This is a genomic window from Citrobacter arsenatis, from assembly GCF_004353845.1.
GTDB lineage: Bacteria > Pseudomonadota > Gammaproteobacteria > Enterobacterales > Enterobacteriaceae > Citrobacter > Citrobacter arsenatis.
This window is the reverse complement of record NZ_CP037864.1, coordinates 5,151,887-5,177,593: the sequence shown is the minus strand read 5'-3', so window position 1 is coordinate 5,177,593 and position 25,707 is coordinate 5,151,887. Positions and strand designations below refer to the sequence as shown.

Sequence of the window (25,707 nt, the reverse complement as noted above, 5' to 3'; positions counted from 1 at the left end):
TTAAGGTAAGCGCTTTTGCCGGATGGCGGCATTAATACCTTATCCGGCCTACAATGGCACCCGCCCGTAGGCCTGATAAGCGCAGCGCCATCAGGCATGTCTTAGCGCCAGGATGAACCCATGATCACCGTTGCCCTTATCGACGACCACACCATCGTCCGCTCCGGCTTTGCCCAACTGCTCGGCCTTGAGCCTGATTTGCAGGTTGTGGCTGAGTTTGGCTCAGGCAGCGACGCGCTGGTGGGATTACCGGGACGCGGTGTGCAGGTGTGTATCTGTGATATCTCGATGCCAGACATCTCCGGCCTTGAACTGCTCAGCCAACTACCTAAAGGCATGGCCATTATTATGCTCTCCGTCCACGACAGCCCGGCACTGGTGGAGCAGGCGCTCAACGCGGGCGCGCGCGGGTTTCTCTCCAAACGCTGTAGCCCGGACGAGCTGATTGCGGCGGTGCACACCGTGGCGACCGGCGGTTGCTACTTAACGCCGGACATCGCCGTCAAACTGGCGGCCGGGCGTCAGGATCCGCTCACCAAACGCGAACGTCAGGTGGCGGAAAAACTGGCGCAAGGCATGGCGGTCAAAGAGATTGCCGCCGAACTGGGTCTGTCGCCGAAAACGGTGCACGTGCATCGCGCCAACCTGATGGAAAAGCTGGGCGTCAGCAACGATGTCGAACTGGCTCGTCGGATGTTTGACGGCTGGCAATGAACACGCTCTGTTCCCGGTTAATCACCGTTGTTGCCTGCTTTTTTATTTTCTCTGCCGCGTGGTTTTGCCTGTGGAGCATCAGCCTGCATCTGGTTGAGCGCCCAGAGCTGGCAGTACTGCTGTTTCCATTTGGCCTGCGTCTGGGGCTGATGCTGCAATGCCCACGTGGCTACTGGCCGGTACTGCTGGGCGCGGAATGGCTGCTCCTTTTTTGGCTGGCGCAGGAAGTGGCGCTGGCCCATTTGCCACTTTTGATGATCGGAAGCGCCCTCACGTTACTCCCGGTGATGCTGATTTCGCGATACCGTCATCAGCGCGACTGGCGCACGCTGCTGTTGCAGGGCGCGGCGCTAACGGCGGCAGCATTACTACAATCCTTGCCCTGGCTTGGGCAAGGCGAAGAGGCGTGGAACGCGCTGTTGCTGACGCTCACCGGCGGATTAACGCTGGCCCCGATCTGCCTGGTGTTCTGGCACTATCTGACCAGCACCACCTGGCTGCCGCTGGGCCCGGCGGTGGTGTCGCAGCCGGTGAACTGGCGCGGGCGGCATCTGGTCTGGTACCTGCTGCTGTTTAGCGTCAGCCTGTGGTTGCAGCTTGGCCTACCGGATGAACTGTCGCGCTTCACGCCGTTTTGCCTCGCGTTGCCGATCATTGCGCTCGCCTGGCACTACGGCTGGCAGGGGGCGCTGATTGCGACGTTAATGAATGCCATTGCGCTGATTGCCAGCCAGACCTGGCACGATCATCCCGTCGACCTGTTGCTCTCACTGTTGGTACAAAGTCTGACCGGGCTGCTGCTCGGCGCGGGCATTCAGCGTCTGCGCGAGCTGAACCAGTCGCTGCAAAATGAGTTAGCGCGTAACCACCGTCTGGCAGAGCGCCTGCTGGAGACCGAGGAGAGCGTGCGTCGGGACGTGGCGCGCGAACTGCACGATGATATCGGTCAGACCATCACCGCCATTCGCACCCAAGCGGGCATCGTGCAGCGCCTGGCCCCGGAAAACGCAGGGGTGAAGCGCAGCGGGGCGCATATCGAACAACTTTCTCTCGGCGTGTACGATTCGGTGCGTCGCCTGTTAGGCCGCCTGCGACCACGCCAACTGGACGATCTCACGCTGGAGCAGGCCATCCGCTCACTGATGCGCGAAATGGAGCTGGAAAGCCGCGGCATCGTCAGCCATCTCGACTGGCGAATTGATGAATCTGCACTCAGCGAAAGCCAGCGCGTCACGCTGTTTCGCGTTTGTCAGGAAGGGCTGAACAACATCGTGAAGCACGCCAACGCCAGCGCGGTGACGCTTCAGGGCTGGCAACAGGATGAACGGTTATTGCTGGTGATTGAGGACGACGGCAGCGGACTGCCGCCGGGTTCGAATCAGCAAGGATTTGGCCTCACCGGGATGCGTGAACGTATTAGCGCCCTCGGCGGTAAGCTCACGATTTCCTGTACGCACGGCACGCGGGTCAGCGTGTCGTTACCTCAGCGATATGTGTAAGGCGCGGTCATGTTTTCGTTTTTAAAAGCCCCGGCCAATGCGCCGCTCATTACTGATAAGCGTGAAGTGGATGCCCGCTACCGCTACTGGCGGCGGCATATTCTGACCACCATCTGGCTTGGCTACGCGCTGTTCTATTTCACACGCAAAAGCTTCAACGCCGCCGTACCGGATATCCTCACCAGCGGTGTGCTGACTCGCAGCGACATTGGGCTACTGGCGACGCTGTTTTACATCACCTACGGCCTGTCGAAGTTTGTTTCCGGTATCGTCAGCGACCGCTCCAACGCCCGCTATTTTATGGGCATCGGGCTGATTGCCACCGGCGTGGTGAACATTCTGTTTGGATTTTCCACCTCGCTATGGGCATTTGCGGTGCTGTGGGCGCTGAACGCCTTTTTCCAGGGCTGGGGATCGCCGGTCTGCGCGCGTTTATTGACCGCGTGGTATTCGCGTACCGAGCGCGGCGGCTGGTGGGCGCTGTGGAACACCGCGCACAACGTCGGCGGGGCGCTGATCCCCATCGTGATGGCGGCGACGGCGCTGCACTACGGCTGGCGCGCCGGGATGACCATCGCCGGGCTGCTGGCGATTGTAGTAGGGATTTTTCTCTGCTGGCGGCTGCGCGACAGACCGCAGGCAATTGGCCTGCCGCCGATTGGCGACTGGCGACATGATGAACTGGAGATTGCCCAGCAGCAGGAAGGCGCAGGGCTAAGCCGCAAAGAGATCCTCACCCGCTATGTGCTGCTGAATCCTTATATCTGGCTGCTGTCGCTGTGTTATGTGCTGGTGTACGTCGTCCGCGCCGCGATCAATGACTGGGGTAATCTGTATATGTCGGAGACGCTCGGCGTGGATCTGGTGACCGCCAATACCGCCGTGACGATGTTCGAACTGGGCGGATTTGTCGGCGCACTGGTCGCCGGTTGGGGATCGGATAAGTTGTTTAACGGCAACCGTGGTCCGATGAACCTGATTTTCGCCGCCGGAATTTTGCTCTCCGTTGGCTCGTTGTGGCTGATGCCGTTCGCCAGCTACGTGATGCAGGCAGCGTGCTTTTTCACTACCGGATTCTTCGTCTTCGGCCCACAGATGCTGATCGGCATGGCGGCGGCGGAGTGTTCGCACAAAGAGGCGGCGGGCGCGGCAACCGGGTTTGTCGGACTGTTTGCCTATCTGGGAGCATCGCTCTCCGGCTGGCCGCTGGCGAAGGTGATGGAGGTCTGGCACTGGACCGGATTCTTTGTGGTGATCGCCATTGCGGCGGGGATTTCCGCGCTGCTGCTGCTGCCGTTTTTAAACGCCCAGGCTCCGCGCGATCTCAACGAAGCGTGATGCACCTCACCTTTTTGCCCCGAGTGGGGCAAAACTAAGAAATTTTCCCGGTTTCACCTGGACGCTGTCTCAGGCGTGTCTTCCGGCTGATTTTTACAATGCCTGCCATTCGCAGGTATAAAAATTAGCTCGGGAGTGTCAAATGCTGGCCTTTCTAAACCAGGTGCGCAAGCCGACCCTGGATCTGCCGCTCGATGTGCGGCGCAAAATGTGGTTCAAACCGTTCATGCAGTCCTATCTGGTGGTCTTTATCGGCTACCTGACCATGTACCTGATCCGCAAAAACTTCAACATCGCGCAGAACGACATGATCTCCACCTACGGGCTGAGCATGACGCAGCTGGGGATGATTGGCCTGGGCTTCTCCATCACCTACGGCGTGGGTAAAACGCTGGTTTCCTACTACGCGGATGGCAAAAACACCAAACAGTTCCTGCCGTTTATGCTGATCCTCTCCGCCATCTGTATGCTCGGCTTCAGCGCCAGCATGGGCGCGGGTTCAACCAGCCTGTTTTTGATGATCGCCTTCTACGCGCTGAGCGGTTTCTTCCAGAGTACCGGCGGCTCGTGTAGCTATTCCACCATCACCAAATGGACGCCGCGTCGCAAGAGGGGTTCTTACCTCGGCATGTGGAACATCTCTCACAATCTCGGCGGTGCGGGTGCGGCGGGCGTGGCGCTGTTTGGCGCTAACTATCTGTTCGATGGTCATGTCATCGGGATGTTTATCTTCCCGTCAATTATTGCCCTGATAGTCGGCTTTATCGGCCTGCGCTACGGCAGCGACTCCCCGGAATCTTATGGTCTCGGTAAAGCCGAAGAGCTGTTCGGCGAGGAGATCAGCGAAGAGGACAAAGAGACTGAAGAAAACGACATGACCAAATGGCAGATCTTTGTTGAGTACGTGCTGAAAAACAAAGTTATTTGGCTGTTATGTTTCTCGAACATCTTCCTGTACGTGGTGCGTATCGGTATCGACCAGTGGTCCACCGTCTACGCTTTCCAGGAACTGAAGCTCTCCAAAGAAGTGGCGATTCAGGGCTTTACCCTGTTTGAAGTGGGCGCGCTGGTCGGTACGCTGATGTGGGGCTGGCTCTCTGATCTGGCTAACGGTCGTCGTGCGCTGGTGGCCTGCGTAGCGCTGGCGTTGATTATCGCCACCCTGGGCGTTTATCAACACGCCAGCAACCAGTACGTCTATCTGGCTTCGCTGTTTGCGCTGGGCTTCCTGGTGTTCGGTCCACAGCTATTAATCGGCGTTGCGGCAGTCGGATTTGTGCCGAAAAAAGCGATCGGCGCAGCCGATGGGATTAAAGGCACTTTCGCTTATCTGATTGGTGACAGCTTCGCCAAGTTAGGTCTGGGAATGATTGCCGACGGCACGCCGATTTTCGGTCTGACCGGCTGGGCGGGCACCTTCGCCGCGCTGGATGCTGCTGCCATCGGTTGTATCTGTCTGATGGCCGTCGTGGCCGTGTTTGAAGAACGTAAAATTCGCCGCGAGAAAAAGATTCAACAATTGAAAGTCGCTTAAGTTAAGTGTGCATTGGTAACTTTTGCCCGCCTTAATGGCGGGCTTTTTTATGCCTCGGATCTGTCCTCTACAGAGTTGACACGTTCAGCCGTCGACAGAGGTGAATTTGCCGCTATGATGGGCGTCCTGTCTGGTAATGGATGTGCACATGATTTGGATAATGCTGGCCACGTTGGTGGTTGTTTTTGTGGTGGGTTTTCGGGTGCTGACGTCCGGGTCGCGACGGGCGATTCGTCGTCTGAGCGAGCGACTGAATATTGATGTCGTGCCGGTAGAATCGATGATCGATCAGATGGGAAAAGTACAGGGGGAGGCTTTTTTACAATACCTGCACCGCCCGGATGAATCGCATCTGCAAAATGCCGCCCAGGTGCTGTTGATCTGGCAAATCGTTATTGTCGACGGCAGCGAGCAGAACCTGCTGCAGTGGCACCGTTGGCTGCAAAAAGCCCGGCTCGCCGCACCGATTACCGACGCTCAGGTGCGTCTGGCGCTCGGATTTCTGCGCGAGATGGAGCCGGATATGCAGGAGCTTAATGTGTTCCAGATGCGCTATAACGCCTTTTTCCAGCCCGAAGAGGGTGTGCACTGGCTGCACTGATAGTGATGCCTGATGGCGCTACGCTTATCAGGCCTACAAAGGAGCTCGGTCGTAGGCCGGATAAGGCGACGCCGCTATCCGGCGTTGAGAGTTGCCAAAACGTTAAATGCGTCACAAATTTAATGTTACACTGCGTAACTTTTCTACAATAACCCCACGCAGGTAACAAAATGAGTGAAGCTGTTGAACAAAAATCCCGCGCTGAGGCAAATGTCCGCCCGAACTGGTCGGCGGTGTTTGCCGTGGCGTTCTGCGTTGCCTGCCTGATAACCGTTGAGTTTCTGCCCGTTAGCCTGTTAACGCCGATGGCGCAGGATCTGGGGATTTCTGAAGGTGTGGCCGGCCAATCGGTGACCGTGACGGCATTTGTCGCCATGTTTGCCAGCCTGTTTGTGACGCAAATTATTCAGGCGACCGATCGTCGCTACGTGGTGATCCTGTTTTCGGTGTTGCTGACGCTCTCCTGTCTGCTGGTTTCCTTTGCCAACTCTTTTTCGCTGCTGCTCGTTGGCCGCGCCTGCCTCGGTCTCGCGCTTGGCGGCTTCTGGGCGATGTCGGCGTCGCTGACCATGCGTCTGGTTCCCGCACGCACGGTACCGAAAGCACTGTCGGTAATTTTTGGCGCGGTCTCAATCGCGCTGGTGATTGCCGCGCCGCTTGGGAGCTTTTTGGGCGGCATTATCGGCTGGCGCAACGTGTTTAATGCGGCGGCGGTAATGGGCGTGCTGTGCACTATATGGGTGGTGAGATCGTTGCCTTCGCTGCCTGGTGAACCTTCGCATCAGAAACAGAACATGTTTCGCCTGCTGCAACGGCCGGGGGTGATGGCTGGCATGATTGCCATCTTCATGTCCTTTGCCGGGCAGTTCGCCTTCTTTACCTATATTCGCCCGATCTATATGAATCTGGCCGGTTTTGACGTTGATGGCCTGACGCTGGTGTTGCTGAGCTTTGGTATTGCCAGTTTTGTTGGGACGTCGTTCTCGTCGATGATTCTGAAGCGCTCGGTAAAACTGGCCTTAGCCGGTGCGCCATTGGTGCTGGCGCTCAGTGCGTTGGTCCTGATCCTGGGGGGCAGCGACAAAGTGGTGGCGGCAGGAATTGCGATTATCTGGGGTCTGTTGTTTGCTCTGGTGCCGGTTGGTTGGTCGACGTGGATCACGCGCTCGCTTGCCGATCAGGCAGAAAAAGCCGGATCCGTCCAGGTCGCCGTGATCCAGCTTGCCAATACCTGCGGGGCAGCGGTGGGAGGCTATGCGCTCGATAACCTCGGACTGCTGTCGCCCCTGATGCTCTCCGGCAGCCTGATGCTGCTGACGGCGCTTCTGGTGGCAGCGAAAGTTCGCATAAAGGATATGCAATGATCTCAGGAGCTATTTGCCGGATGGCGCTGCGCTTATCCGGCCTACAGGCTCTAACCGTAAGCCGGATAAGGCGTTCTCGCCGCATCCGGCACTTCACGACTTACTAATCAGAACCACGCTTCCCACATGGCACCAAGGTTGAAGTCGTCCAGCGTTTCATCCTGTGTGCCGTTCACCCGCGCAGTGCGGTCATTGTCCACTTTGCCGCCGGTGACGTAGAAGCGCAGCATCGGGCGGAACTCCGGTCCCATGGCGATCGACATGTTCTGCGACAAGGTCAGTTTCCAGCCGTGGTTATCCCCGCCGTTGTCGTAATCAACACGCTGATAGCCCGCTTCCAGCCAGGTGGAGTGAACGTCGTTCCAGAAGTACATCGGACGCACAATCGCACCGTAGTTCTTACGGTTATCGCTCTTATCGGCGCTGTTGTCGTAATCATGGAACGCTAACAGATATTCTACCTGCGCCTGACGGGTAAACTTATGGCTTCCCTCGAAGCTGGCGTAAACCGTGGTCAGATCGTCAGTTTTGTTATAGACGCTGTTGTCGGAATTATCAGAATAACGGGCAATCACTTTGTTCACGCCGCTGTCGTTGGTGTGGCTCAGCACGAATGCGCCCTGCCAGGCTTTCAGGCGGTCATCGCTTTCGACGGCTTTAGAGTCAAAACCGTAGTTGGCGTAGATCTCCAGATCCAGCGGGCCGACCTTCATATTGTGAATTTTTGACGTAACCGCGTAGTTGCCTTTATCACCGGTGCCGGAACCGCCGGTACAGGTAATGCGTGACGGGTTAGCTTCGTCCTCCATCACTTCCGGGCTGCACGATTCAACTGCGGCAACGGTGGCGACATCAAACTGTACGCCGCCGATGTCGAAGTTTTTCACCCCGGCACCCTGACCGTCGTGGTTCATCCAGAAGTAGTCGTTGATCCCCTGTTGCGGACGCTGGTGGAAGTCGCGGCCTGCCCAGATATAGGCGTTAGGATTGGATTCCAGCACGTTGGTTACGCCCGCATAGGCTTTTTTCAGGTTAACTTCGTCGCCCCAATGGTCGATCATCACGTTGATGTCCCAGATAGCGCCGTTGTCGCTTTTAAACGCTTTTGAGAGCTGGAACTCGCCGCCGTTGCCTTCGTTACCCAGGCGACCGATAGCGGAAGCACCGTTGTAGGAGCCATCTACGCCAACGTATTTCTGATCGCCGCTCTGGAAATGCGCGCCGTACCGCGCATAGCCGCTAAATTTCACACCGAACGGAATCGCCATATCCGGCGATTGCGCCGCGCTTTGCGGCTCGTTAATAACATCGGTTTTTTTCGCGACGGCGGCATCCATTTTCGCCTGACGCTCTGCCAGCGCTTTATCGACGGCTTTGGCGACGATGGCATCAATTTGTTCTTGTGTGAATTCCTGTGCGAGGACAGAAATTGGGCACAGCGCGGCGATGACCGCCAGCGTGACTGGAAGTTTTTTTATCATGTTCATGGTTATCTCATCGACACTTTACCCTTCAGTTTGCGCGGAGCATTCTGAATAAGCGTGTGTATTAATTTATTTTAAGATAATAACCATCCCGTCTCGGTTAAATTTGCTATCACCAAAACAAGTTGATTTTTCTGTTTTAATAACGGGTACAGGGTTGCTTTATTTAATCGTAATGCTATCTCCGTTGTTGAATGTTAATTAACGATTAACGCTGATACAGATGGATAATTTCTTCTGACAGTTCGCGGGCTAATAACGATGTCATTAAGTGATCCTGCGCATGCACCATAATTAATGTCATGGGTTGCCGGGCTTCCCCGGCGTCCTGTTCGATCAATTTGGTTTGCATGTGATGAGCCTGACGGGCGTAGCCGTCAGCCTCACGAAGCAGGCTTTTTGCCTCGTCAATATTCCCGGCGCGCGCGGCATGTAGTGCTTCGAAGCACAGGCTACGGGACTGTCCGGCATTGACGATGATTTCCATTACTGCTTCTTCTAATGCAATCATTTCTTCTGTTCTCAATTAAAACCATTATTTTCGGCGGTATGGGCAAACCATTCGCCGCTCTTTTTCACCGTGCGTTTTTGCGTTGCTAAATCTAACTGGACAAAACCGTAGCGGTTTTTATAGCCGTTGAGCCATGACCAGTTATCAATAAAGGTCCACATATGGTAGCCAAGGCAATTACAGCCTTCGTTAATTCCTTTATGTAGCCATTTAAGATGCTCAGAGACAAATTCAATACGGTAACTGTCGTTGATTTGCGCTTGCTGAATAAAACGCTGCTCATTCTCGACTCCCATACCGTTTTCAGAAATAAAACAGCGCGGGTTACCATAATTATCACGTAGATTAGTAATAATATCGTAAATACCCGGCTCATAAATTTCCCATCCACGATAAGGGTTCATTTTCCGGCCCGGCATTTCGTAGTAATCAAACAGCGACTCTGGCATAAACGGTGCGTCAGGATTGACGGCGCTATCGCGACATTTCACGCGACGCGGTTGGTAATAGTTAATCCCCAACAGGTCGATTTTACCGTCGGCGATCAACTGCGCGTCGTCGGGCTGGCAGGCCGGAAGCTGATCGTATTCTTTCAGCAATGCCACCAGGTCTGCCGGGTATTCACCCTTCAGCACCGGGTCGAGGAAGCTGCGGTTAAACAGCAGATCCGCATAGTGTGCGGCTTTCACATCCGCCGGATTTTGCGAGCGCGGGTAGGAAGGCGTTAAATTCAGCACTACGCCGATTTCACCGTCATGGTTTGCATCACGATACGCCCGAACCGCCATAGAATGCGCCAGTACGGTGTGATACGCCACGGTGGCTGCGCGTTTGAAATCCACCACGTTAGGGTAATGGAAGTCATACAGATAGCCGCCTTCTACCGGGACAATTGGCTCGTTGAAAGTAAACCAGTGCTTCACCCGGTTGCCGAACAATTTGAAACACGTCTGTGCGTAGCGGCCAAACGCCTCGACCACTTCACGGTTTTCCCAGCCGCCTTTCTCCTGCATCACCATTGGCATGTCGAAGTGGAACAGGGTGATAAAGGGCGTAATACCCTGTGCGAGCAGCTCGTCGATAACGTTGTTATAGAACTCGACGGCTTCAGGATTAACCTCGCCGGTACCGTCCGGGAGCAGTCGCGACCAGCTCAGAGACGTGCGGAAGCTGTTGTGCTTCAGCTGTTTGAGCAGTGCGATGTCTTGTTTCCAGTGCTGATAAAAGGTCGAGGTATTTGCCGGACCAACCCCCTGATGGAAACGACCTGGCTGACGGTCGAACCACACGTCCCACGTGGTCTGGCTTTTGCCGCCGTTCAGGCTATCCCCTTCGGTTTGCAGCGCTGAGCAGGCACTGCCCCACCAGAAGTTCTCAGGAAAACGGTATCTCATTGTTCTGACTCCTTGATTCATTATGAGTTGCTACGGGCAGCGTTCGCCACGGAGACGGCATCCTGGGCTTTTTGCTCTTCGGTTTTCAGCAAAGAACGTTCGTAAGCTCGCAGGAATGGTAGGTACATCAGCGCTGACATCGCCATACAGATAAAGCACATCACCACCGGGCTTAACGCCCAGTTCGCGGCCCAGGATGCACCGATCGGCGCAGGCGTGGTCCACGGCGTCAGCGAAACGACTTGTGCCAGCCAGCCGAGTTTGGTGGCGCTATAGGCCAGCACGGCGTTGACCAACGGGACGCAGACGAACGGGATGAACAACATCGGGTTCATGATGATTGGCGCACCAAACAGAATAGGCTCATTGATATTAAAGAAACTAGGCACAATTCCCATTTTGCCGATGGTGCGCAGGTGGGCGACGCGGCTGCGCAGCAGCAGGAACGCCAGCGGTAATGTCGAACCAACGCCACCAATCAGCAGGTAGTGATCCCAGAAGCCTTGCAGATAGACGTGAGGTAGCGCTGCTCCTGCCGCCAGAGCAGCCTGGTTGGCGGATAAGTTAGCCATCCAGAATGGGTTCATAATTCCGGTGACAATCAGCGCGCCGTGAATACCCGCAAACCAGAAAATCTGGCACAGCAGGACGGAAAGCAGAATGGCTGGCAGGGAGTCAGAAGCGGAAACCAGCGGCTCCAGCAGGTGCATAATCGCCTGCGGGATGATCATTCCGGTTTGTGCTTCGATAAACAGGTTCAGCGGATGCAGGGTCGCAATCACCACCAGTACCGGAATCAGGATTTCAAATGAACGCGCGACGCCGGTCGGCACTTCCTTCGGCAGGCGTATTGTCACGTTATTCTGCTTCAGACAGGCATAGATGCGGGTGGAGTAAATAGCGGTGATGAGGGCGGTAAAGATCCCCTGACCAGACAGATATTGCGTGGAGATTTTACCGTCGGCATAGGGCGCAGCAACCAGCAAAAACGCCATAAAGGCCAGCAGGCCAGACATGATCGGATCGAGATTAAACTGACGGCCCAGACTGGCACCAATGCCCACGGAAATAAAGAACGTCATAACACCCATGCTGAGGTTAAACGGCAGCATCAGCTGTTCACGATAAGTTGCCGAGAAGTCGAGCCAGCCTCGGGCAAAGCTGTTGGTGGTATCGGCAGAGAACGGCGGAAAAATAAACACCAGCATGAAAGAGCCGATGATCATAAACGGCAGCGCCGCCGTAAAACCGTCACGAATCGCAATCACATATTTTTGCTGCCCTAACTTGCCAGCGATAGGGGTGATGGATTGTTCAATGACGGCAACCATTGACTGATATAACGAACTCATAGAGACACCCTTCTAGTGTGTCGCTTCAATCAGCGACAGAGCATAATCCAGCACTTTGTCACCGCGTTGCATACCGTAATCCATCATATCTATGGCTTTTACGGGTATACCCTGGGTGGCAGCCTTTTCGGAGAGCGTATTAAGCATGTACTTTACCTGGGGGCCGAGCAGTACCACCTGGTAATTTGGAAACTGTATGTCAAATTCGGAAACGCCGTAGGCCTCAATCTTCACGGGCAGCCCGCGAGATTCTGCCTCCTCAATCATTTTACGAACCAGCAAGCTGGTGGACATCCCTGCCGAACAACACAACATAATCCTGAACATGGTGAACCATCCTTTAAATGTAAAAACTTATTGCGAGTCTGATTTGATATCATACGGAAACCGGTTTCCATCCATGGAAAACGGAATTGTGACAGCCATCAAGATCTTATTCTTATGAGGCTAATTATTTGGATTTAGCTCACGAAATTGGCTGTGGAAATCTCTTTTTGAGTCCAAATGGAAAATCGGTTTCCATGAAAAACGGAAACAGCTATACTGCGGATGGCGATTATTTGAGCCAATGTTAAATTCAGGATGGAAAGGGCCGGGCGGGTCCTGTCAGGGGAGAATGATGTCTACTATCAACGATGTATCGCGTTTGGCTGGCGTGTCAAAAGCCACGGTATCACGCGTGTTGAGCGGTTCGCGCGGCGTAAAAGAGGCCAGCCGCCTCGCCGTACTGAAAGCGGTGGATGAACTCAATTATCGTCCGAACGTGATAGCACAGTCGCTACTCAGCCAGTCTACGGGCTGTATTGGCGTGATATGCGCGCAGGACAACATCAATCAGACAACGGGTTATCTCTACGCGCTGGAGAAGCATCTTAGCCAGCATCAAAAGCACCTGCTGCTGCGTTTTGCCAATACCAAAGCGGAAGTCATGAGCGCTCTTGATGAATTAAGCTGCGGTTTGTGCGACGACGTCCTGATTATCGGCGCGCGTTTCCCGCTCAATATCAATCAGGAGAATGTCATTCTGGTGGATTGTCTGGATTCCGGCGATGACGTCAACAGCATTCAGTTCGATCATGAATTTGCCACCGAAACCGCCTGTAACTACCTGATAAGTCAGAACCGACGCCAGATTGCCTTAATTCATCCGGACGGGATGGGTTTCTCCGAACAGGTGCTGTTGGGCTATAAACACGCACTGGAAAAAAACTTCCTGCCGTTTAACCGTAACCTGGTATTTATGGCCGCAACGTCATCGTCAGTGGCCTTGCAAGAGCTGCTTAACAACGCGTCGACGCTAAATTTCAACGCACTGCTGGTGGCGGATGAGCAGCAGGCACAGCGGGTGATTCCGCAGTTGCAGGCGTTTAATAAATCTGTTCCGCAAGACATTATGGTCTTTAGCCTGGCCGGATCGCTGCATCTGCCGGGGATCCCAACTATCCCGGCGATTGAATATTCTATGGACGCCATGGCGGCACGGATCGTCAGTTGGCTTAACGAGAAAACCCAGAGCGTGCTGGGCTCGTACGTGCTGCGCGGCGACTTAATTATTCCTCAGCGTTAACGCTATCCCCCTGGCGTGGAGCTACTTCGCTTCACGCCTATAAATCCGGGCATTCAACTTTGCCAAGCGCTTCCCAGTAGTTGTTCTGATTGTTTCTTTGAATTGCCAGAATCGCTTCGCGGATATGCTGCTGATTACTCGTATCGGCCAGAATCATTTTTTCCCACACCTCATCCGATGGCGAGCCCTGCGGGGTGCAAATCTTACGTAAATCCTTCATAACGGTATTCTTTTCGTGTACAGCCTGCAGACTGCCATAAGCCGAGTCGGCTTGCGCCAGACCGGGTAGCGTGAAAAAGACGGCAATAATCGGAAAAATGACTCGTTTCATGATAATAATCCTTGTTGTCTATGCGCATCATCTCAAGAGTAAGTGTAGACGGCATACGACTCACTCATCACCCTGTGTTAATGTCTAAAAATAAATCAGCCAGAAGTCGTAGTTATTTCAGGAGGATAGGATGCAAATACAGATTACAGATACGATTACCGAAGACGATCAAAATGCCCTGCTTGCCGGACTACGCGCTTACAATCGCCAGTTTCTGAGAACCACCAATTTTGGCGACCTGGCGGTGTACTGGCGCGATGAACGCAATGAAATTGTGGGCGGGCTGATCGGCAAAATCAAAGGTGAATGGTTGTGCATTGATTTCCTGTGGATGCATGACTCGCTGCGTAAAGGCGGTTACGGCACAAAATTGATGCAGGCCGCAGAACAGACGGCGCGTGAGAGAGGATGCCTGCATGCGCTGGTGGATACCATGAGCTTCCAGGCGCTGCCGTTTTATCAGAAAAACGGTTATCAGTTGCAAATGACCCTCGATAACTTTCCGGAAACCGGTTCCGCGCGCCATTATTTGTCAAAAACGTTTTGATGACCGGAAGGTCTGGACGCCGCCTCACTTTCTTGCGCAGCAGAATAGTGTATGTTCTGAACAATCATTTATTTCTTAAGCGGTAGAGAGATGAGACGGATTGAGATAATACTGGGAGAGCTGGAACGGCTGACGCGAGGACTGAATCTTGCCCATCTGGCGCAGGAAACGGGGTTCACGGCTGAGGCCATCGGCTTTAACCTCGGGCTGGCGCGCAACTCGGTCAGTAAAGATCTCAATCAGCTCTGGAACGACGGCCTGGCGATTAAAAGCCGCGGGCGCCCGGTATTCTTTCTGCATCGTCAGGCGATTGAAACGCTGCTGGGGCGCAAACTGGATGAGTCCGAGCGTGAAGTGCAAACCGTTGCCGACCTGTTGCCTGTGCAGGAAAACCAGGCGACAGACGATCCCTTTTTCGGCCTGATTGGTTACGATCGTAGCCTGCGCGATGCCGTGGAAAAAGGCCGCGCGGCGGTGCTGTATCCCCACGGGCTGCATGTTCTGCTGACCGGTCCCTCCGGCGTGGGTAAAACATTCTTTGCCGAACTGATGCACCGTTTCGCCTGCGAACGCGCAGCGGGAACGCCTCCACCGCTGGTCTATTTCAACTGTGCGGAATACGCGCATAATCCGGAGTTGCTCTCTTCACACCTGTTTGGTCATCGACAGGGGGCGTTTACCGGCGCAAACGAAAATAAACCCGGCCTGGTCGAGCAGGCCGACGGCGGCTATCTGCTGCTCGATGAAGTGCATCGCCTGCCGTATGAAGGTCAGGAAAAGCTGTTTTCTATTCTCGACAAAGGCGAATACCGGCCGCTGGGTTCAAGCGCCGTGGCGCGTTCAATCTCGGTTCGCCTGATATGTGCGACCACCGAACCGGTAAGTTCGGCGTTGCTGCGCACGTTCCAGCGCCGTATTCAGGTGTGTATCGATCTCCCTGGCATCCGCCAGCGTTCGGTAGAAGAGCAGGTTGAACTGATCGTTGGCTTCTTACAGCGTGAGAGCCGAAAAATCGAGCGTACGATAAGCATCGACCGCACCCTGCTGCTCTGGCTGCTGAACAAGCCGCTGGAAGGCAATATTGGTCAGCTCAAAAGCGATATTCAGTTTCTCTGCGCCCAGGCCTGGGCCTCGGGAATGACAGAGCATAGCGATACGCTACAGCTGGATAAACGTCTGACCGAGATCCCCTTTAACGCCACGCCGGAACAACGTCTGCTGGTTGGGGCGCTGTTCGAAGGCAAAGAGCACCTGAGTATTGATGCCCGCACGCTGCCCGCGCTGAAAAATTCGCTGGCCACCGGAGCTGAAATTGAAGAGAGCGATCTCTTTTACAGTTTCCTGACCCGGGAATATATCAACCTGCGTAACAGCAACGTGCCGCCCGCCGAAACGCTGGCAATCCTCAAAAACAAACTCAGCTCGATTTTTGAATATGGTCTCTATAGCCGCGACAGCGTGGCGCATCCCCCGCGCTATGGCGATCAGATTGAAGAGCGAGTCACACTGCTGATCGGTTGCGTTGAGCAGGTGCTTGGTTTCACGCTGCCGGAAAATCTGGTTAACCCGCTGCGTAAACACTTCCTGGCACTGATTGGCTATGTGCAGCGCGGCCTTATTCCACAACTTTATTCTTCCAGCCTGATCCTCGATCGCTGTAAAGACGAATACGAAAACGCCACGCTGTTATGCCGAAAAATCAATGAACTGCTGCATATTCAGTGCCCGGCAACGGAAGTGGTCTGGCTGTGCTTGTTCCTCAAAGAGTGCCGCCATTACCGCCAACGGATTGACGCCAGTCCGGACTGCGGGGTGATTCTGATTGCCCACGGCGCGACGACCGCCACAAGCCAGGCGCAGTACGTGAATCGCGTGCTGGAGCGCGAGGTGTTCAGCGCTATCGATATGCCTTTCGAGCAGTCGGTGCATGACACGCTGGAAGCCCTGACGCAGATGATCCAGACCCGGCAATATCGCCGATTAATCCTGATGGTGGATATTGGCTCGCTGGTCCATTTTGGCAGTACGATCAGCAAATTATTTCAGATAGACGTTCTGCTGATGCCCAATATTACGCTCACCAGCCTGCTGGAGATTGGGCTGGATTTAAGCTATGAAACCAGCGACTTGCCGCAGCTGGCGGCGTTGATGCAGAGCAAAAATATTCCCTGTCAGCTCTGTACACCGCAGCAGGAAAACAGCGGTAAAGTGCTGGTTATCTCCTGCATCACAGGAATGGGAACAGCAGAAAAAATCAAAAAGGTGCTGGAAGAGAGCTTTGGCGAGCTGATGTCGCAGGACACACGGATGGTGATCCTCGATTACAACGAAGTTCGCAGCCTGGAGCGCGTTCAGCAGGCGATTAACGCCAGTGAACGTCTGGCGGGCATCGTGGGTACTTTCCAGCCGGGACTGCCGGATATTCCGTTTATCTCGCTCGAGGAGCTGTTCTCTGAGCAAGGCCCTGAACTGGTGCTCAGCCTGTTGACGCCAGATCTCTCCAGTAGCGAACGTCGTCTGCAGATGGAGCGCAGCGCGATGCGCTTTATCAGCGCGTTGACCATGGAGAGCATCATTAACCATATTTCGGTGCTCAACCCGCAGCGTATTCTGAAAGAGATGGAAGGTGTGTTGAATCATCTGACCACCGCGCTTTCGCTCAAACCGAGCCGTCAGGTGACACTGCGCTTCCTGATCCACTGCTGCTGTATGGTTGAGCGTATCGTGATTAACCGCAAACCGTTACAGATGGCGCTGGAGAACAAACCGGATCTGGATGTTCGCGCGTTTAGTGTCATTAAATCGGCTTTCCTGCCGATCGAAGAGGCCTATGCCATTCGCTTATCGGACGCGGAATATTTTTATATCTACGAATTGCTGTATAGCTAATCCCTTGTCTGGTGGGGCTTTGCGCCCCGCCAATACCCACGACTCCCCCGCGTGACACAAATTCTGGCACAGCCTTTGCTCTGTTTACCTATGTCTATGTAATCGAGCCAGGAGGCCATTTTGACTACCACTGAATCCTTGCCCCAGATCCTGCTGCTGACCCATGGCGGCTGGGGGCAACAGCTTTGCAACAGCCTACGCATGGTGATGGGCGAAATCAAAGGCGTGACGGAAATTGCGCTAATGCCCGTTGATACGCTCGGCGAGTTTTATCAGCGCGTTGAAGCCGTAGTGAAAGCTATGCCGGAAGGCTCACTGATCCTGACCGATTTTATTGGCGGCACCACGTCTAACGTGGCGGCACGGCTGAGCGCCGATTACCCGGTGGCAGTGATTTCCGGGCTCAACGCCTCGCTGTTACTGGAGGCGCTCGACAAACGCGAGCATGGCCAACTGACCACCTGCGTGGCCGATCTGGTCGAGGCCGGGCGTAGCAGTTGCCTGGACGTTGTTGCCCACGTACGTCAATTACAACAATCACAATAAGGAATAAACATCATGGCAAACATCGTCTTATGTCGTATCGATAGCCGTCTGATTCATGGACAAGTGGTGACCAAATGGGTTGGACAATCTCAGGCAAACCGGATTGCGGTGGTCAGCGATGAGCTGGATGCCGATCCGTTTATGAAAAACATCTACCTGATGGCTGCGCCGCCGAACATCAAAGTGGATTGTTTCGGTAACCAGAGTTTTGCGGCAGCCTGGAAAGAAAACCAGCTTGGTGACGGCAAAGTGTTGGTGCTGTTCCCTTCTCTGGCGGCGGTTCAGGAAGCGGTCCAGTTGGGTTTTGATGTCACCACTATTCAGGTCGGTGGGCTGGGCGGTGGGCCAAATCGCAAAGCAGTATTCCAGAACATTACGCTGGATGAAAAAGACGTCGGCATTCTGAGCGACCTGAAAAATCGTGGGATTCAGGTGTTCTTCCAGACTATCCCGGAAGATAAGCCACAGTCGCTGGACGATATCCTGAAAAAATTCTAATCCTTTGATAACAGGGTACTTAATTATGGATACTTTAGTCTTTGCAAGCCTGATGGGGTTGTATTACTGGTTTGCCCGATTACGTCTTGGCTACACCTTCTCCGCCATGCTGCTACAACCCGTCGTGATTGCCGTATTCGTTGGCCTGCTGTTGGGCAACATGGAAACGGCGATGATCATCGGTGCAGGTATGCAGCTGGTTTATCTTGGCGTGACCTCCACGCCGGGCGGTAACGTCCCGTCGGATCCGGCACTGGCTGCCTGTATTTCAATTCCTATCGCCGTGAAGGCCGGCATGGACCCGAACCTGGCTATTGCACTGGCGATCCCGTTTGGCGTCATCGGCGTGTTCCTCGACCAGTTACGCCGCACGTTAAACGCCGCGTGGGTGCATATGGCTGACAAGCATGCGGAAACGGCAAACATGGCGGGCATTATGCGCTGTGCGTTCCTCTACCCAGCGTTGCTCGGTCTGGTTCTGCGTTTCCCGGTGGTCTTTGCCGCCAACTATTTTGGTCAGGACGTAGTAGAAAGTTTCCTGAAGCTGATGCCGCACTGGCTGACACACTCCTTTGAAATTATGGGCGGTATTCTGCCAGCGCTGGGCTTCGCCATCACCATTATGGTGATCGGTAAAAAGAGCCTGCTGCCGTGGTTTATCGGCGGTTTCTTTGCGGTGCTGTACCTGAAGGTGGACATCATGGCGATGGCAATCTTTGGTACCTGCGTGGCCTTCCTGATTAAAGGTCTGGCGAAAAATGAAGGAGCAGCATGATGAGCAGCGACGTAATGCAGCACGAACTGGTGGAGCGCGCGCGTGAAAGCGGTACGCTGACCAAAGCAGACATCACCAAGGCCTGGTTTATCTACTGGCTGGGCGCGGAAGTTTCCAGCTCCTATGAGCGTTTACAAAGCCTGATTTTCTGTGCCTCGATGACGCCGATCATCAAAAAACTCTACCCGCAAAAAGAGGAGCAGGTGGAAGCGCTGAAACGCCATCTGAACTTCTTCAACTCAGAGCAGACCTTTGGGGCGGTGATTCAGGGGATCTCCATTGCGATGGAGGAGCAGAAAACTCGCGGCGAGCCGATCAGCGATGCCTCCATCACCGGGATTAAAACTGGGCTGATGGGACCGCTGGCCGGGATGGGGGACTCCATCATCTGGGCCGCCGTGATGCCACTGTTAATTGCTATTTTCATCCCGTTCGCCGCCAATGGCAGCGCGATGGGCGGAATTGTGCCATTAATCCTCTATCCAGCCATTACGCTGGCAATCAGCTACGGCATGGTTCACAAAGGCTATACGCTGGGGCGCGACTCGATTATCGGCCTGCTGCAGGGAGGGCGAATTAAAGAGCTTATCTACGGCGCAAACGTGCTGGGCTTGATCATGATGGGCGCGCTTTCTGCAAGCTACGTCAAGATCACCACGCCGTTAAAACTCAGCGCCCTGAAAGGCTCTGAAGTGGTAGTTCAGCAAATCCTCGACTCGATCGCACCCGGTCTGTTGCCGCTGGCGGCGGTGTTTGCCATTTACTTCTACCTTGTGAAGAAAGGTCCGCGTTACACCACGATTTTGCTGTCGATTGTCGCGCTCAGCGTGGTCTGTTCGCTGCTGGGAGTGCTGTAAGCCATGACGCAGAATATCTATCAACAGTTGGGACTAAAACAGGTCATTAACGCTTGCGGCAAGATGACGATTTTGGGTGTTTCCAGCGTGGCGCCGGACGTGATGCAAGCCACCGCGCGGGCAGCCTCTGCCTTTGTTGAAATTGATCGGCTGGTGGACAGAACCGGAGAACTGGTTTCCCGCTACACCGGCGCCGAAGACAGCTATGTCACGTCCTGTGCGTCGGCGGGTATTGCCATCGCCGTTGCCGCCGCCATTACCCGCGGTGACCAGGCAAGAGTCACGCTGATGCCGGACAGCGCAGGTATGGCCAATGAAGTGGTGATGCTGCGCGGGCATAACGTGGACTATGGTGCGCCCATCACCAGTGCCATCCGTTTGGGTGGCGGGCGGGTGGTGGAGGTCGGCTCAAGTAATCTGGCGGCCCGCTGGCAACTGGAGAGCGCGATTACCTACAACACTGCCGCGCTGCTGTACGTGAAATCGCACCACTGCGTGCAGAAAGGCATGTTGAGCATTGCGGATTTTGTGCAGGTCGCGCAGGTTCACAACCTGCCGCTGATTGTCGATGCCGCCGCCGAGGAAGATTTACACGCCTGGGTAGCAAGCGGGGCGGATATGGTGGTCTACAGCGGGGCAAAAGCTTTTAACGCACCGACCTCCGGATTTATCACCGGGAAGAAACAGTGGATTGCGGCCTGTAAGGCTCAGCATCACGGAATTGCCCGGGCGATGAAAATCGGCAAAGAGAATATGGTTGGGCTGGTGTATGCCCTGGAAAACTACCATCAGGGACAAACCGTGGTCACCGCCGAAGAGCTCCTGCCCGTGGCGCAGGCTATTTCAGAGATTCGTGGTCTGGATGCGGATATCGAGCAGGATGAGGCCGGGCGCGCCATCTGGCGGATTCGTATTCGGGTGAATGCGCAGGCGCTGGGGATGGATGCTTACGCCGTAGAAGCGCAACTGCGAGAGGGTGAAATCGCGATTTACGCTCGCCGTTACAACCTTCATCAGGGCGTTTTTAGCCTTGACCCGCGTACGGTCGCAGAAGGGGAAATGGCGCTGATCGTGGCCCGATTAAAGGAGATTGCAGATCATGCAGCAGATTAATTTTTATCGTAATAAAGTCGCCATTAACGTGCTGGCGAAGGATATCGCCAATGCGCGAGAAATCTATGATGCTGCCGAAGGCCATGCGGTAATCGGCATTCTTTCTGCGCAGTTTTCCTCGGTTGAAGAAGGCGTTCGGGAAGTGAAACGCTGGATGGTTGATGTGCCGTCGATTTCTGTAGGGTTGGGGGCGGGAGACCCGGCGCAGTATTACAAAGCGGCGATGATTGCCTCACAGGTCCATCCGGCACACGTCAACCAGACCTTTACCGGCTGCGGGTTTGCGGCAGGCGCCCTGGCGGCAACGGGCGGTGAACAGACCCATATCAACGCGCTAGTCAGTCCCACAGGCACGCCGGGGGAGGTGTTGATCTCGACCGGCGTCAGCAGCAGCCAGGGCACGCCAGCCCGCGTTTCCTGCGATGCAGCAGTGCGTATGATGCTCGATTCCGGGGCTCACGCGGCGAAGTTCTTCCCGATGGGCGGTGAGCAGTCGCTGCCTGAGCTGTACGCGCTGGCGACGACAGCGGCACGAAACGGCATGACGCTGATTGAACCGACCGGCGGTATCGATCTCGATAACTTCGGCGTTATCCTGCAATCCTGTCTGGAAGCGGGGGTACCGCGCGTCATGCCGCATATTTACAGCTCGATTATCGACCCACAGACCGGCAATACCCGGCCTGCAGATGTGGTCAGGTTGATGGAAATAGTCAAAACCCTGGTGTGATGTCGCCATCGTTGGATGGCGCATAAAAAATGCCCGGAGGTGTTAATCCTTACCGGGCATTTTTGCGAACGCCATTCCCTGAAAATGAATACATTGCAGAAGTATGTATTTATCCACCAAAGCGCCTCGCAGATAGAAAAGTTCCCTGATGTTGAGTGTGCGACTGGCGAGTAAGGTTTCGTCATCTTGTTCATCTGGTGACGGACCGCCATGAAAAAACCAACAACATCTACGCCGCATGATGCGGTATTTAAAAAGTTCTTAAGTCATCCAGAAACGGCACGGGATTTTCTTGATACCTATCTCCCCGGACCATTACGTGAACTTTGCGATCTGAACACATTGAAGCTGGAGCCAGGGAGTTTTATTGAGGAAGACCTGCGAGCCAGTTATTCCGATGTTCTGTGGTCGCTAAAAACGAGAACCGGTAAAGGTTATATCTACGCGTTGATTGAACACCAGAGTTCACCGGATGCTCATATGGCATTTCGAATGATGCGTTACGCCATTACCGCGATGCAGAATCACCTTGATGCCGGCCACAAAACGCTGCCGCTGGTGGTTCCGATCCTTTTTTATCATGGCGTCGCCAGCCCGTACCCTTTTTCACTGTGTTGGCTGGATGAATTTGATGATCCAGAAATTGCGCGGCGGCTATATGGCGCGGCCTTCCCGCTGGTCGACATCACGGTGGTGTCCGATGATGAGATTATGCAGCACCGGCGAGTGGCGCTACTGGAACTTGTCCAGAAGCATATACGCGAGCGCGATTTAATGGTGCTGGTCGATAACCTGGTTGCGCTGCTGATTAAGGGACACGCTAATGACAGTCAGGTAGAAACGCTATTTAATTACCTGGTGCAGTCTGGCAGCGCACCGCGTTTTGAGACGTTTATTCGAGAGGTTGCTCTGCGCGTTCCCCAACATAAGGAGAGATTAATGACGATTGCAGAATGCTTACGTGAGTCGGGGCGAAGAACGGGGCTGCTAGAAGGCAAACTGGAAGGCAAGCTCGAAGGTAAAAAAGACGAAGCATTGCGGATAGCCCATGCCATGCTTGAGAAGGGGATCGATCGTGAACTGGTGCTCATGATTACCGGGCTTTCAATTGATGAGCTAACGGCATTTTCCGACTAATTTATCTTTGTCCCATTATGCTTTTTTCTTCTTGCTGATGCTTTTTCGTTTTTTAAACCGCAGCGGCCTTCCCGCTATAGTCATTTCATTACTCATCAGGCGGTTATTGCAAAAGGATAAAACGTGAAGCTGAAAATACCTTATTTCGTGGCCGGGGCGGCGGTATTACTGGCGGGATTATTGCTGGCAGGCTGCGATCGGCAGAGCAATGATGCAAAGCATATCAAAGTGGGCGTGATTAACGGCGCAGAACAGGATGTGGCGGAAGTCGCGAAGAAAGTCGCGAAAGAAAAATATGGTTTGGAGGTGGAACTGGTGGGGTTTAGCGGCTCTCTGCTGCCCAACGATGCCACTAACCATGGTGAGCTGGATGCTAACGTCTTCCAGCATCGTCCGTTCCTTGAACAAGATAATAAAGCGCACGGCTATAAGCTGGTCGCGGTGGGCAATACCTTTGTGTTCCCGATGGCGGGTTATTCGAAGAAAATCAAAACCATTGCAGAACTAAAAGACGGTGCAACGATTGCGATTCCTAACGATCCGACTAACCTCGGACGAGCGCTGTTGCTGCTGCAAAAAGAGAAGTTAATCACTCTGAAAGCAGGTACTGGCCTGCTGCCAACGGCGCTGGATATTACGGATAATCCGCGGCACCTGAATATTATGGAACTGGAAGGTGCGCAGCTACCGCGCGTGCTGGACGATCAGAAAGTGGATGTGGCGATTATCAGTACCACCTACATCCAGCAAACCGGGCTTTCCCCGGTACATGACAGCGTATTTATCGAAGACAAAAACTCGCCGTACGTGAACATTCTGGTGGCGCGAGAAGACAACAAAGATGCCGAGAATGTGAAAGAATTCCTGCAATCTTATCAGTCACCTGAAGTGGCGAAGGCGGCAGAAACTATCTTTAACGGCGGCGCGGTTCTGGGCTGGTAATCATCACCCTTTGCCGCGCCGGTTGACGTTAAACCGCTCTGGCGCGGCGACGTGAGTCCATTGAGATAAGTATTACCGAAGAGAGGATCAAAAGCGTGCCCAGCCAGTCTGGCAGGGTAAAGGTAATACCTAACAGCAGCAGGGACAACAACGCGCTGCTTAACGGTTCCGCGCAGCTTAAAATGCTCGCTTTCGGTCCGCCAATCATCTGCGCGCCTTTCAGGTACAGGCTAAACGTAAGCGACGTGCCGATGACCACCAGATAGAAAAACGCCAGAATCAAACTGCCATTCACCACGAAATTAGTGCCCTGCCCGGCGTAAAACGGCAGCAGGATCATGCCGCCGATCAACATACTCCAGCCGACGACCGGCAGCGTGCCGTAGCGCGCAATAAGCGTTGAGGGATAGGTGGTGTAGAACGCGGCGGCAAACGCCGAGGCAATTCCCCAGAACAGCGCGGCAGGTGAGATTGACAGTGACGTCGGGTTACCGTGGGTGACCAGTAAGAAGGTGCCGATAAGCGAGGTAAAGATCGCGGTCAGCACTAAAACTCCCGGTCGCGCTTTGCGCACCACGGAGAACCACGCCACGATAATGGTCGGTGACAAAAATTGCAGCACAGTCGCCGTGGCGGCATTGGATTTTTCGATGGTCAGCAGGAAGGTTAGCTGTACGGTAAGCGCCCCTACCACGGAGAAAATCAGCAGGCTGATAGCGTCTTTGCGGTTTTTGATTACGGAAAACACTTTGTCGCCGTGAACGAAAGAGAGCATCAGCAGGATAAGCCCGGCGAATATCAGGCGCGTCATGGTCAGAAACTGCGACGACATCTGACTTTGCTCCATGATGTACTGCGCACAAACGCCTGAACTTCCCCATAATACGGCGGCAATCAGGACGTTCATCATCCCTCTTCTGGTGGAACTCATCTTTCCCTCTGCATGTTGTTTTGTTTTATTTGTGTGCAGGCATCATAGCAGAGATGGTTGCTATTTCTGCCAGCACATCCGCAATCAGCCAGTCATTAAAGACTTTCACCTCCGGACGCATGACCGCGTGCTGTGGCGTGACGATGTAGTAAGACCACGTCAGGGGCCAGCGGGTGTCGGGATGAAGCTGAACCAGTTGTCCATCAGTTAGTAGCTGTTGCACTAATGCCCTGCGCACAATGGCGACGCCCTGACCGCTGAGTGCCGCCAGAATTACGGCGGAGGTGGAGTTGATGTGCAAACCACTGTCGCGAACGGTAGGAGCCTGGGCGGCGGCCAGGACATCATTCCAGGCTGGAAAATTGGCTCCGGGGTGGGGAGTATCGTCATGGATAAGCTTTTGTGTGGTCAGCCATTCACCACAGGATATTTTTCCTGGTGGCACTATACGTGGGCTACAGACCAAGACCGCTTCTTCATCCATCAGCCAGGTTTTATTTACCCCAGGCCAGTCGCCTTTGCCGCAACGCACGCCCAGATCGGCTTCGCCGTGAGCGACATCCATTAGCTTTTCCGTCACGTTCAGGCGTAATTCTATGTTTTCATACGCTTGCGAGAAACGATTGAGGCGGTTCATCAGCCAGTTCATCACCAGAACCTGAGAGGCGGTGATAATCACTACCGAACGTGCCCGCCGACCGCGTAGCTTGTTCAGCCCGGATTCCAGGCTATCCAGCCCCTGAGATATTTCACGTAATGCTTCCTGTGCATCGCTGACCAGCGTCAGGCGTTCTTTGCCCGAACGAATACGATGCAGCAGCGGGTGGCCAACCCAGTCTTCAAGGGCGCGTACCAGTTGCCCAACGGCTGCTGGGGTAACTCCCAGCTCCTGTGCTGCACCGGTAAAACTGCCGTGACGGGCAGTGGCTTCAAAAGCGTGTAACCATTTTAGACGATTAAGCGATCGCATCAGGTCATTTCCCGTTTGGTAAGTATTTTCAGTATATGGCATCGAGATAGATTTTCTTTGTTGGATCGCTATTTCTTCTCATT

General features: G+C 54.3%; 25 protein-coding genes. 17 read left to right on the top strand and 8 right to left on the bottom strand.

What is annotated here, in order from left to right:
• Positions 1–120 precede the first annotated feature (120 nt).
• From uhpA to nepI, 6 genes are all read left to right on the top strand, one after another.
• Complete coding sequence (gene uhpA, locus E1B03_RS25970; protein WP_103769376.1) at positions 121–714, top strand: response regulator transcription factor UhpA; 594 nt, start codon at positions 121–123, stop codon at positions 712–714.
• Positions 711–2,213, top strand: coding sequence for a signal transduction histidine-protein kinase/phosphatase UhpB (gene uhpB / locus E1B03_RS25965; RefSeq protein WP_103769377.1), 1,503 nt, complete (start codon positions 711–713; stop codon positions 2,211–2,213). Before uhpA ends, uhpB begins: the two co-directional genes overlap by 4 nt.
• Before the next feature lie 9 nt (positions 2,214–2,222).
• Positions 2,223–3,551, top strand: coding sequence for an MFS transporter (gene uhpC, locus E1B03_RS25960; RefSeq protein ID WP_103769378.1), 1,329 nt, complete (start codon positions 2,223–2,225; stop codon positions 3,549–3,551).
• Between the two features lie 142 nt (positions 3,552–3,693).
• The gene (gene uhpT / locus E1B03_RS25955; protein WP_103769379.1) at positions 3,694–5,085 is read left to right on the top strand and encodes a hexose-6-phosphate:phosphate antiporter; all 1,392 of its coding nucleotides are present in this window, start codon (positions 3,694–3,696) and stop codon (positions 5,083–5,085) included.
• Positions 5,086–5,233: 148 nt separating this feature from the next.
• Positions 5,234–5,686, top strand: a complete 453-nt coding sequence (locus tag E1B03_RS25950) for a DUF1198 family protein (RefSeq protein ID WP_103769380.1) — start codon at positions 5,234–5,236, stop codon at positions 5,684–5,686.
• A 170-nt stretch (positions 5,687–5,856) separates the two neighbouring features.
• Positions 5,857–7,050: a purine ribonucleoside efflux pump NepI gene (gene nepI / locus E1B03_RS25945; RefSeq protein ID WP_133087169.1), complete on the top strand. Its 1,194-nt coding sequence runs from the start codon at positions 5,857–5,859 to the stop codon at positions 7,048–7,050.
• A gap of 107 nt (positions 7,051–7,157) precedes the next feature.
• On the opposite strand, the gene E1B03_RS25940 is transcribed toward nepI, so the two are convergent.
• The 5 genes from E1B03_RS25940 to E1B03_RS25920 all read right to left on the bottom strand — a co-directional run bounded on the left by E1B03_RS25940 (position 7,158) and on the right by E1B03_RS25920 (position 12,118).
• Entirely contained in the window at positions 7,158–8,537 is a 1,380-nt protein-coding gene (locus tag E1B03_RS25940; protein WP_133087168.1) for a carbohydrate porin, read from the bottom strand.
• A gap of 205 nt (positions 8,538–8,742) precedes the next feature.
• Complete coding sequence (locus E1B03_RS25935) at positions 8,743–9,045, bottom strand: PTS lactose/cellobiose transporter subunit IIA (RefSeq protein WP_008786514.1); 303 nt, start codon at positions 9,043–9,045, stop codon at positions 8,743–8,745.
• Between the two features lie 11 nt (positions 9,046–9,056).
• Complete coding sequence (locus tag E1B03_RS25930) at positions 9,057–10,439, bottom strand: glycoside hydrolase family 1 protein (protein WP_133087167.1); 1,383 nt, start codon at positions 10,437–10,439, stop codon at positions 9,057–9,059.
• Positions 10,440–10,459: 20 nt separating this feature from the next.
• On the bottom strand, positions 10,460–11,791 hold the full coding sequence (locus E1B03_RS25925) for a PTS sugar transporter subunit IIC (protein WP_133087166.1): 1,332 nt from the start codon (positions 11,789–11,791) through the stop codon (positions 10,460–10,462).
• Between the two features lie 12 nt (positions 11,792–11,803).
• Positions 11,804–12,118 (bottom strand): PTS sugar transporter subunit IIB, encoded by a 315-nt coding sequence (locus E1B03_RS25920; protein WP_043018776.1) that lies wholly within the window; start codon positions 12,116–12,118, stop codon positions 11,804–11,806.
• Between the two features lie 292 nt (positions 12,119–12,410).
• On the opposite strand from E1B03_RS25920, the gene E1B03_RS25915 reads away from it, so the two are divergent.
• Positions 12,411–13,358, top strand: coding sequence for a LacI family DNA-binding transcriptional regulator (locus E1B03_RS25915; RefSeq protein WP_133087270.1), 948 nt, complete (start codon positions 12,411–12,413; stop codon positions 13,356–13,358).
• Between the two features lie 37 nt (positions 13,359–13,395).
• Here E1B03_RS25915 and E1B03_RS25910 read toward each other — a convergent pair whose 3' ends face one another.
• Positions 13,396–13,689: a YicS family protein gene (locus E1B03_RS25910; protein WP_103769386.1), complete on the bottom strand. Its 294-nt coding sequence runs from the start codon at positions 13,687–13,689 to the stop codon at positions 13,396–13,398.
• Positions 13,690–13,819: 130 nt separating this feature from the next.
• On the opposite strand from E1B03_RS25910, the gene E1B03_RS25905 reads away from it, so the two are divergent.
• From E1B03_RS25905 to nlpA, 10 genes are all read left to right on the top strand, one after another.
• A complete protein-coding gene (locus tag E1B03_RS25905) occupies positions 13,820–14,236 on the top strand; it encodes a GNAT family N-acetyltransferase (protein ID WP_103769387.1) in 417 nt (138 codons plus the stop codon).
• 90 nt (positions 14,237–14,326) lie between these two features.
• Complete coding sequence (dagR, locus tag E1B03_RS25900; RefSeq protein ID WP_103769388.1) at positions 14,327–17,125, top strand: transcriptional regulator DagR; 2,799 nt, start codon at positions 14,327–14,329, stop codon at positions 17,123–17,125.
• A 120-nt stretch (positions 17,126–17,245) separates the two neighbouring features.
• Positions 17,246–17,671, top strand: coding sequence for a PTS sugar transporter subunit IIA (locus tag E1B03_RS25895; RefSeq protein WP_043018771.1), 426 nt, complete (start codon positions 17,246–17,248; stop codon positions 17,669–17,671).
• Between the two features lie 12 nt (positions 17,672–17,683).
• Entirely contained in the window at positions 17,684–18,169 is a 486-nt protein-coding gene (locus tag E1B03_RS25890) for a PTS sugar transporter subunit IIB (RefSeq protein ID WP_003023959.1), read from the top strand.
• Between the two features lie 25 nt (positions 18,170–18,194).
• Complete coding sequence (locus tag E1B03_RS25885) at positions 18,195–18,944, top strand: PTS mannose/fructose/sorbose/N-acetylgalactosamine transporter subunit IIC (protein WP_003023960.1); 750 nt, start codon at positions 18,195–18,197, stop codon at positions 18,942–18,944.
• Positions 18,941–19,801, top strand: coding sequence for a PTS system mannose/fructose/sorbose family transporter subunit IID (locus E1B03_RS25880; RefSeq protein ID WP_005121522.1), 861 nt, complete (start codon positions 18,941–18,943; stop codon positions 19,799–19,801). The genes E1B03_RS25885 and E1B03_RS25880 overlap by 4 nt, the downstream gene beginning before the upstream one ends.
• Positions 19,802–19,804: 3 nt before the next feature.
• Positions 19,805–20,914, top strand: a complete 1,110-nt coding sequence (dgaE, locus tag E1B03_RS25875; RefSeq protein ID WP_133087165.1) for a D-glucosaminate-6-phosphate ammonia lyase — start codon at positions 19,805–19,807, stop codon at positions 20,912–20,914.
• Positions 20,901–21,644, top strand: coding sequence for a 2-dehydro-3-deoxy-phosphogluconate aldolase (dagF, locus tag E1B03_RS25870; protein WP_133087164.1), 744 nt, complete (start codon positions 20,901–20,903; stop codon positions 21,642–21,644). Before dgaE ends, dagF begins: the two co-directional genes overlap by 14 nt.
• Positions 21,645–21,854: 210 nt before the next feature.
• The gene (locus E1B03_RS25865; protein WP_133087163.1) at positions 21,855–22,781 is read left to right on the top strand and encodes an Rpn family recombination-promoting nuclease/putative transposase; all 927 of its coding nucleotides are present in this window, start codon (positions 21,855–21,857) and stop codon (positions 22,779–22,781) included.
• A 123-nt stretch (positions 22,782–22,904) separates the two neighbouring features.
• Positions 22,905–23,723, top strand: a complete 819-nt coding sequence (gene nlpA / locus E1B03_RS25860) for a lipoprotein NlpA (protein WP_133087162.1) — start codon at positions 22,905–22,907, stop codon at positions 23,721–23,723.
• A 28-nt stretch (positions 23,724–23,751) separates the two neighbouring features.
• On the opposite strand, the gene E1B03_RS25855 is transcribed toward nlpA, so the two are convergent.
• Together E1B03_RS25855 and E1B03_RS25850 are read right to left on the bottom strand one after the other, a co-directional pair.
• Positions 23,752–24,654 carry a carboxylate/amino acid/amine transporter gene (locus E1B03_RS25855; RefSeq protein ID WP_103769392.1) on the bottom strand — a complete coding sequence of 301 codons (903 nt, stop codon included), beginning with the start codon at positions 24,652–24,654 and terminating at the stop codon, positions 23,752–23,754.
• Positions 24,655–24,679: 25 nt separating this feature from the next.
• Positions 24,680–25,624 (bottom strand): LysR substrate-binding domain-containing protein, encoded by a 945-nt coding sequence (locus E1B03_RS25850; protein ID WP_133087161.1) that lies wholly within the window; start codon positions 25,622–25,624, stop codon positions 24,680–24,682.
• Positions 25,625–25,707 lie beyond the last annotated feature (83 nt).

Excerpts from the sequence above, each read along its gene's own strand:
- uhpA (WP_103769376.1), top strand. The coding sequence starts at position 121 with ATGATCACCGTTGCCCTTATCGACGACCACACCATCGTCCGCTCCGGC.
- uhpB (WP_103769377.1), top strand. The coding sequence starts at position 711 with ATGAACACGCTCTGTTCCCGGTTAATCACCGTTGTTGCCTGCTTTTTT.
- uhpC (WP_103769378.1), top strand. The coding sequence starts at position 2,223 with ATGTTTTCGTTTTTAAAAGCCCCGGCCAATGCGCCGCTCATTACTGAT.
- uhpT (WP_103769379.1), top strand. The coding sequence starts at position 3,694 with ATGCTGGCCTTTCTAAACCAGGTGCGCAAGCCGACCCTGGATCTGCCG.
- E1B03_RS25950 (WP_103769380.1), top strand. The coding sequence starts at position 5,234 with ATGATTTGGATAATGCTGGCCACGTTGGTGGTTGTTTTTGTGGTGGGT.
- nepI (WP_133087169.1), top strand. The coding sequence starts at position 5,857 with ATGAGTGAAGCTGTTGAACAAAAATCCCGCGCTGAGGCAAATGTCCGC.
- E1B03_RS25940 (WP_133087168.1), bottom strand. The coding sequence starts at position 8,537 with ATGAACATGATAAAAAAACTTCCAGTCACGCTGGCGGTCATCGCCGCG.
- E1B03_RS25935 (WP_008786514.1), bottom strand. The coding sequence starts at position 9,045 with ATGATTGCATTAGAAGAAGCAGTAATGGAAATCATCGTCAATGCCGGA.
- E1B03_RS25930 (WP_133087167.1), bottom strand. The coding sequence starts at position 10,439 with ATGAGATACCGTTTTCCTGAGAACTTCTGGTGGGGCAGTGCCTGCTCA.
- E1B03_RS25925 (WP_133087166.1), bottom strand. The coding sequence starts at position 11,791 with ATGAGTTCGTTATATCAGTCAATGGTTGCCGTCATTGAACAATCCATC.
- E1B03_RS25920 (WP_043018776.1), bottom strand. The coding sequence starts at position 12,118 with ATGTTCAGGATTATGTTGTGTTGTTCGGCAGGGATGTCCACCAGCTTG.
- E1B03_RS25915 (WP_133087270.1), top strand. The coding sequence starts at position 12,411 with ATGTCTACTATCAACGATGTATCGCGTTTGGCTGGCGTGTCAAAAGCC.
- E1B03_RS25910 (WP_103769386.1), bottom strand. The coding sequence starts at position 13,689 with ATGAAACGAGTCATTTTTCCGATTATTGCCGTCTTTTTCACGCTACCC.
- E1B03_RS25905 (WP_103769387.1), top strand. The coding sequence starts at position 13,820 with ATGCAAATACAGATTACAGATACGATTACCGAAGACGATCAAAATGCC.
- dagR (WP_103769388.1), top strand. The coding sequence starts at position 14,327 with ATGAGACGGATTGAGATAATACTGGGAGAGCTGGAACGGCTGACGCGA.
- E1B03_RS25890 (WP_003023959.1), top strand. The coding sequence starts at position 17,684 with ATGGCAAACATCGTCTTATGTCGTATCGATAGCCGTCTGATTCATGGA.
- E1B03_RS25885 (WP_003023960.1), top strand. The coding sequence starts at position 18,195 with ATGGATACTTTAGTCTTTGCAAGCCTGATGGGGTTGTATTACTGGTTT.
- E1B03_RS25880 (WP_005121522.1), top strand. The coding sequence starts at position 18,941 with ATGATGAGCAGCGACGTAATGCAGCACGAACTGGTGGAGCGCGCGCGT.
- dgaE (WP_133087165.1), top strand. The coding sequence starts at position 19,805 with ATGACGCAGAATATCTATCAACAGTTGGGACTAAAACAGGTCATTAAC.
- dagF (WP_133087164.1), top strand. The coding sequence starts at position 20,901 with ATGCAGCAGATTAATTTTTATCGTAATAAAGTCGCCATTAACGTGCTG.
- E1B03_RS25865 (WP_133087163.1), top strand. The coding sequence starts at position 21,855 with ATGAAAAAACCAACAACATCTACGCCGCATGATGCGGTATTTAAAAAG.
- E1B03_RS25855 (WP_103769392.1), bottom strand. The coding sequence starts at position 24,654 with ATGAGTTCCACCAGAAGAGGGATGATGAACGTCCTGATTGCCGCCGTA.
- E1B03_RS25850 (WP_133087161.1), bottom strand. The coding sequence starts at position 25,624 with ATGCGATCGCTTAATCGTCTAAAATGGTTACACGCTTTTGAAGCCACT.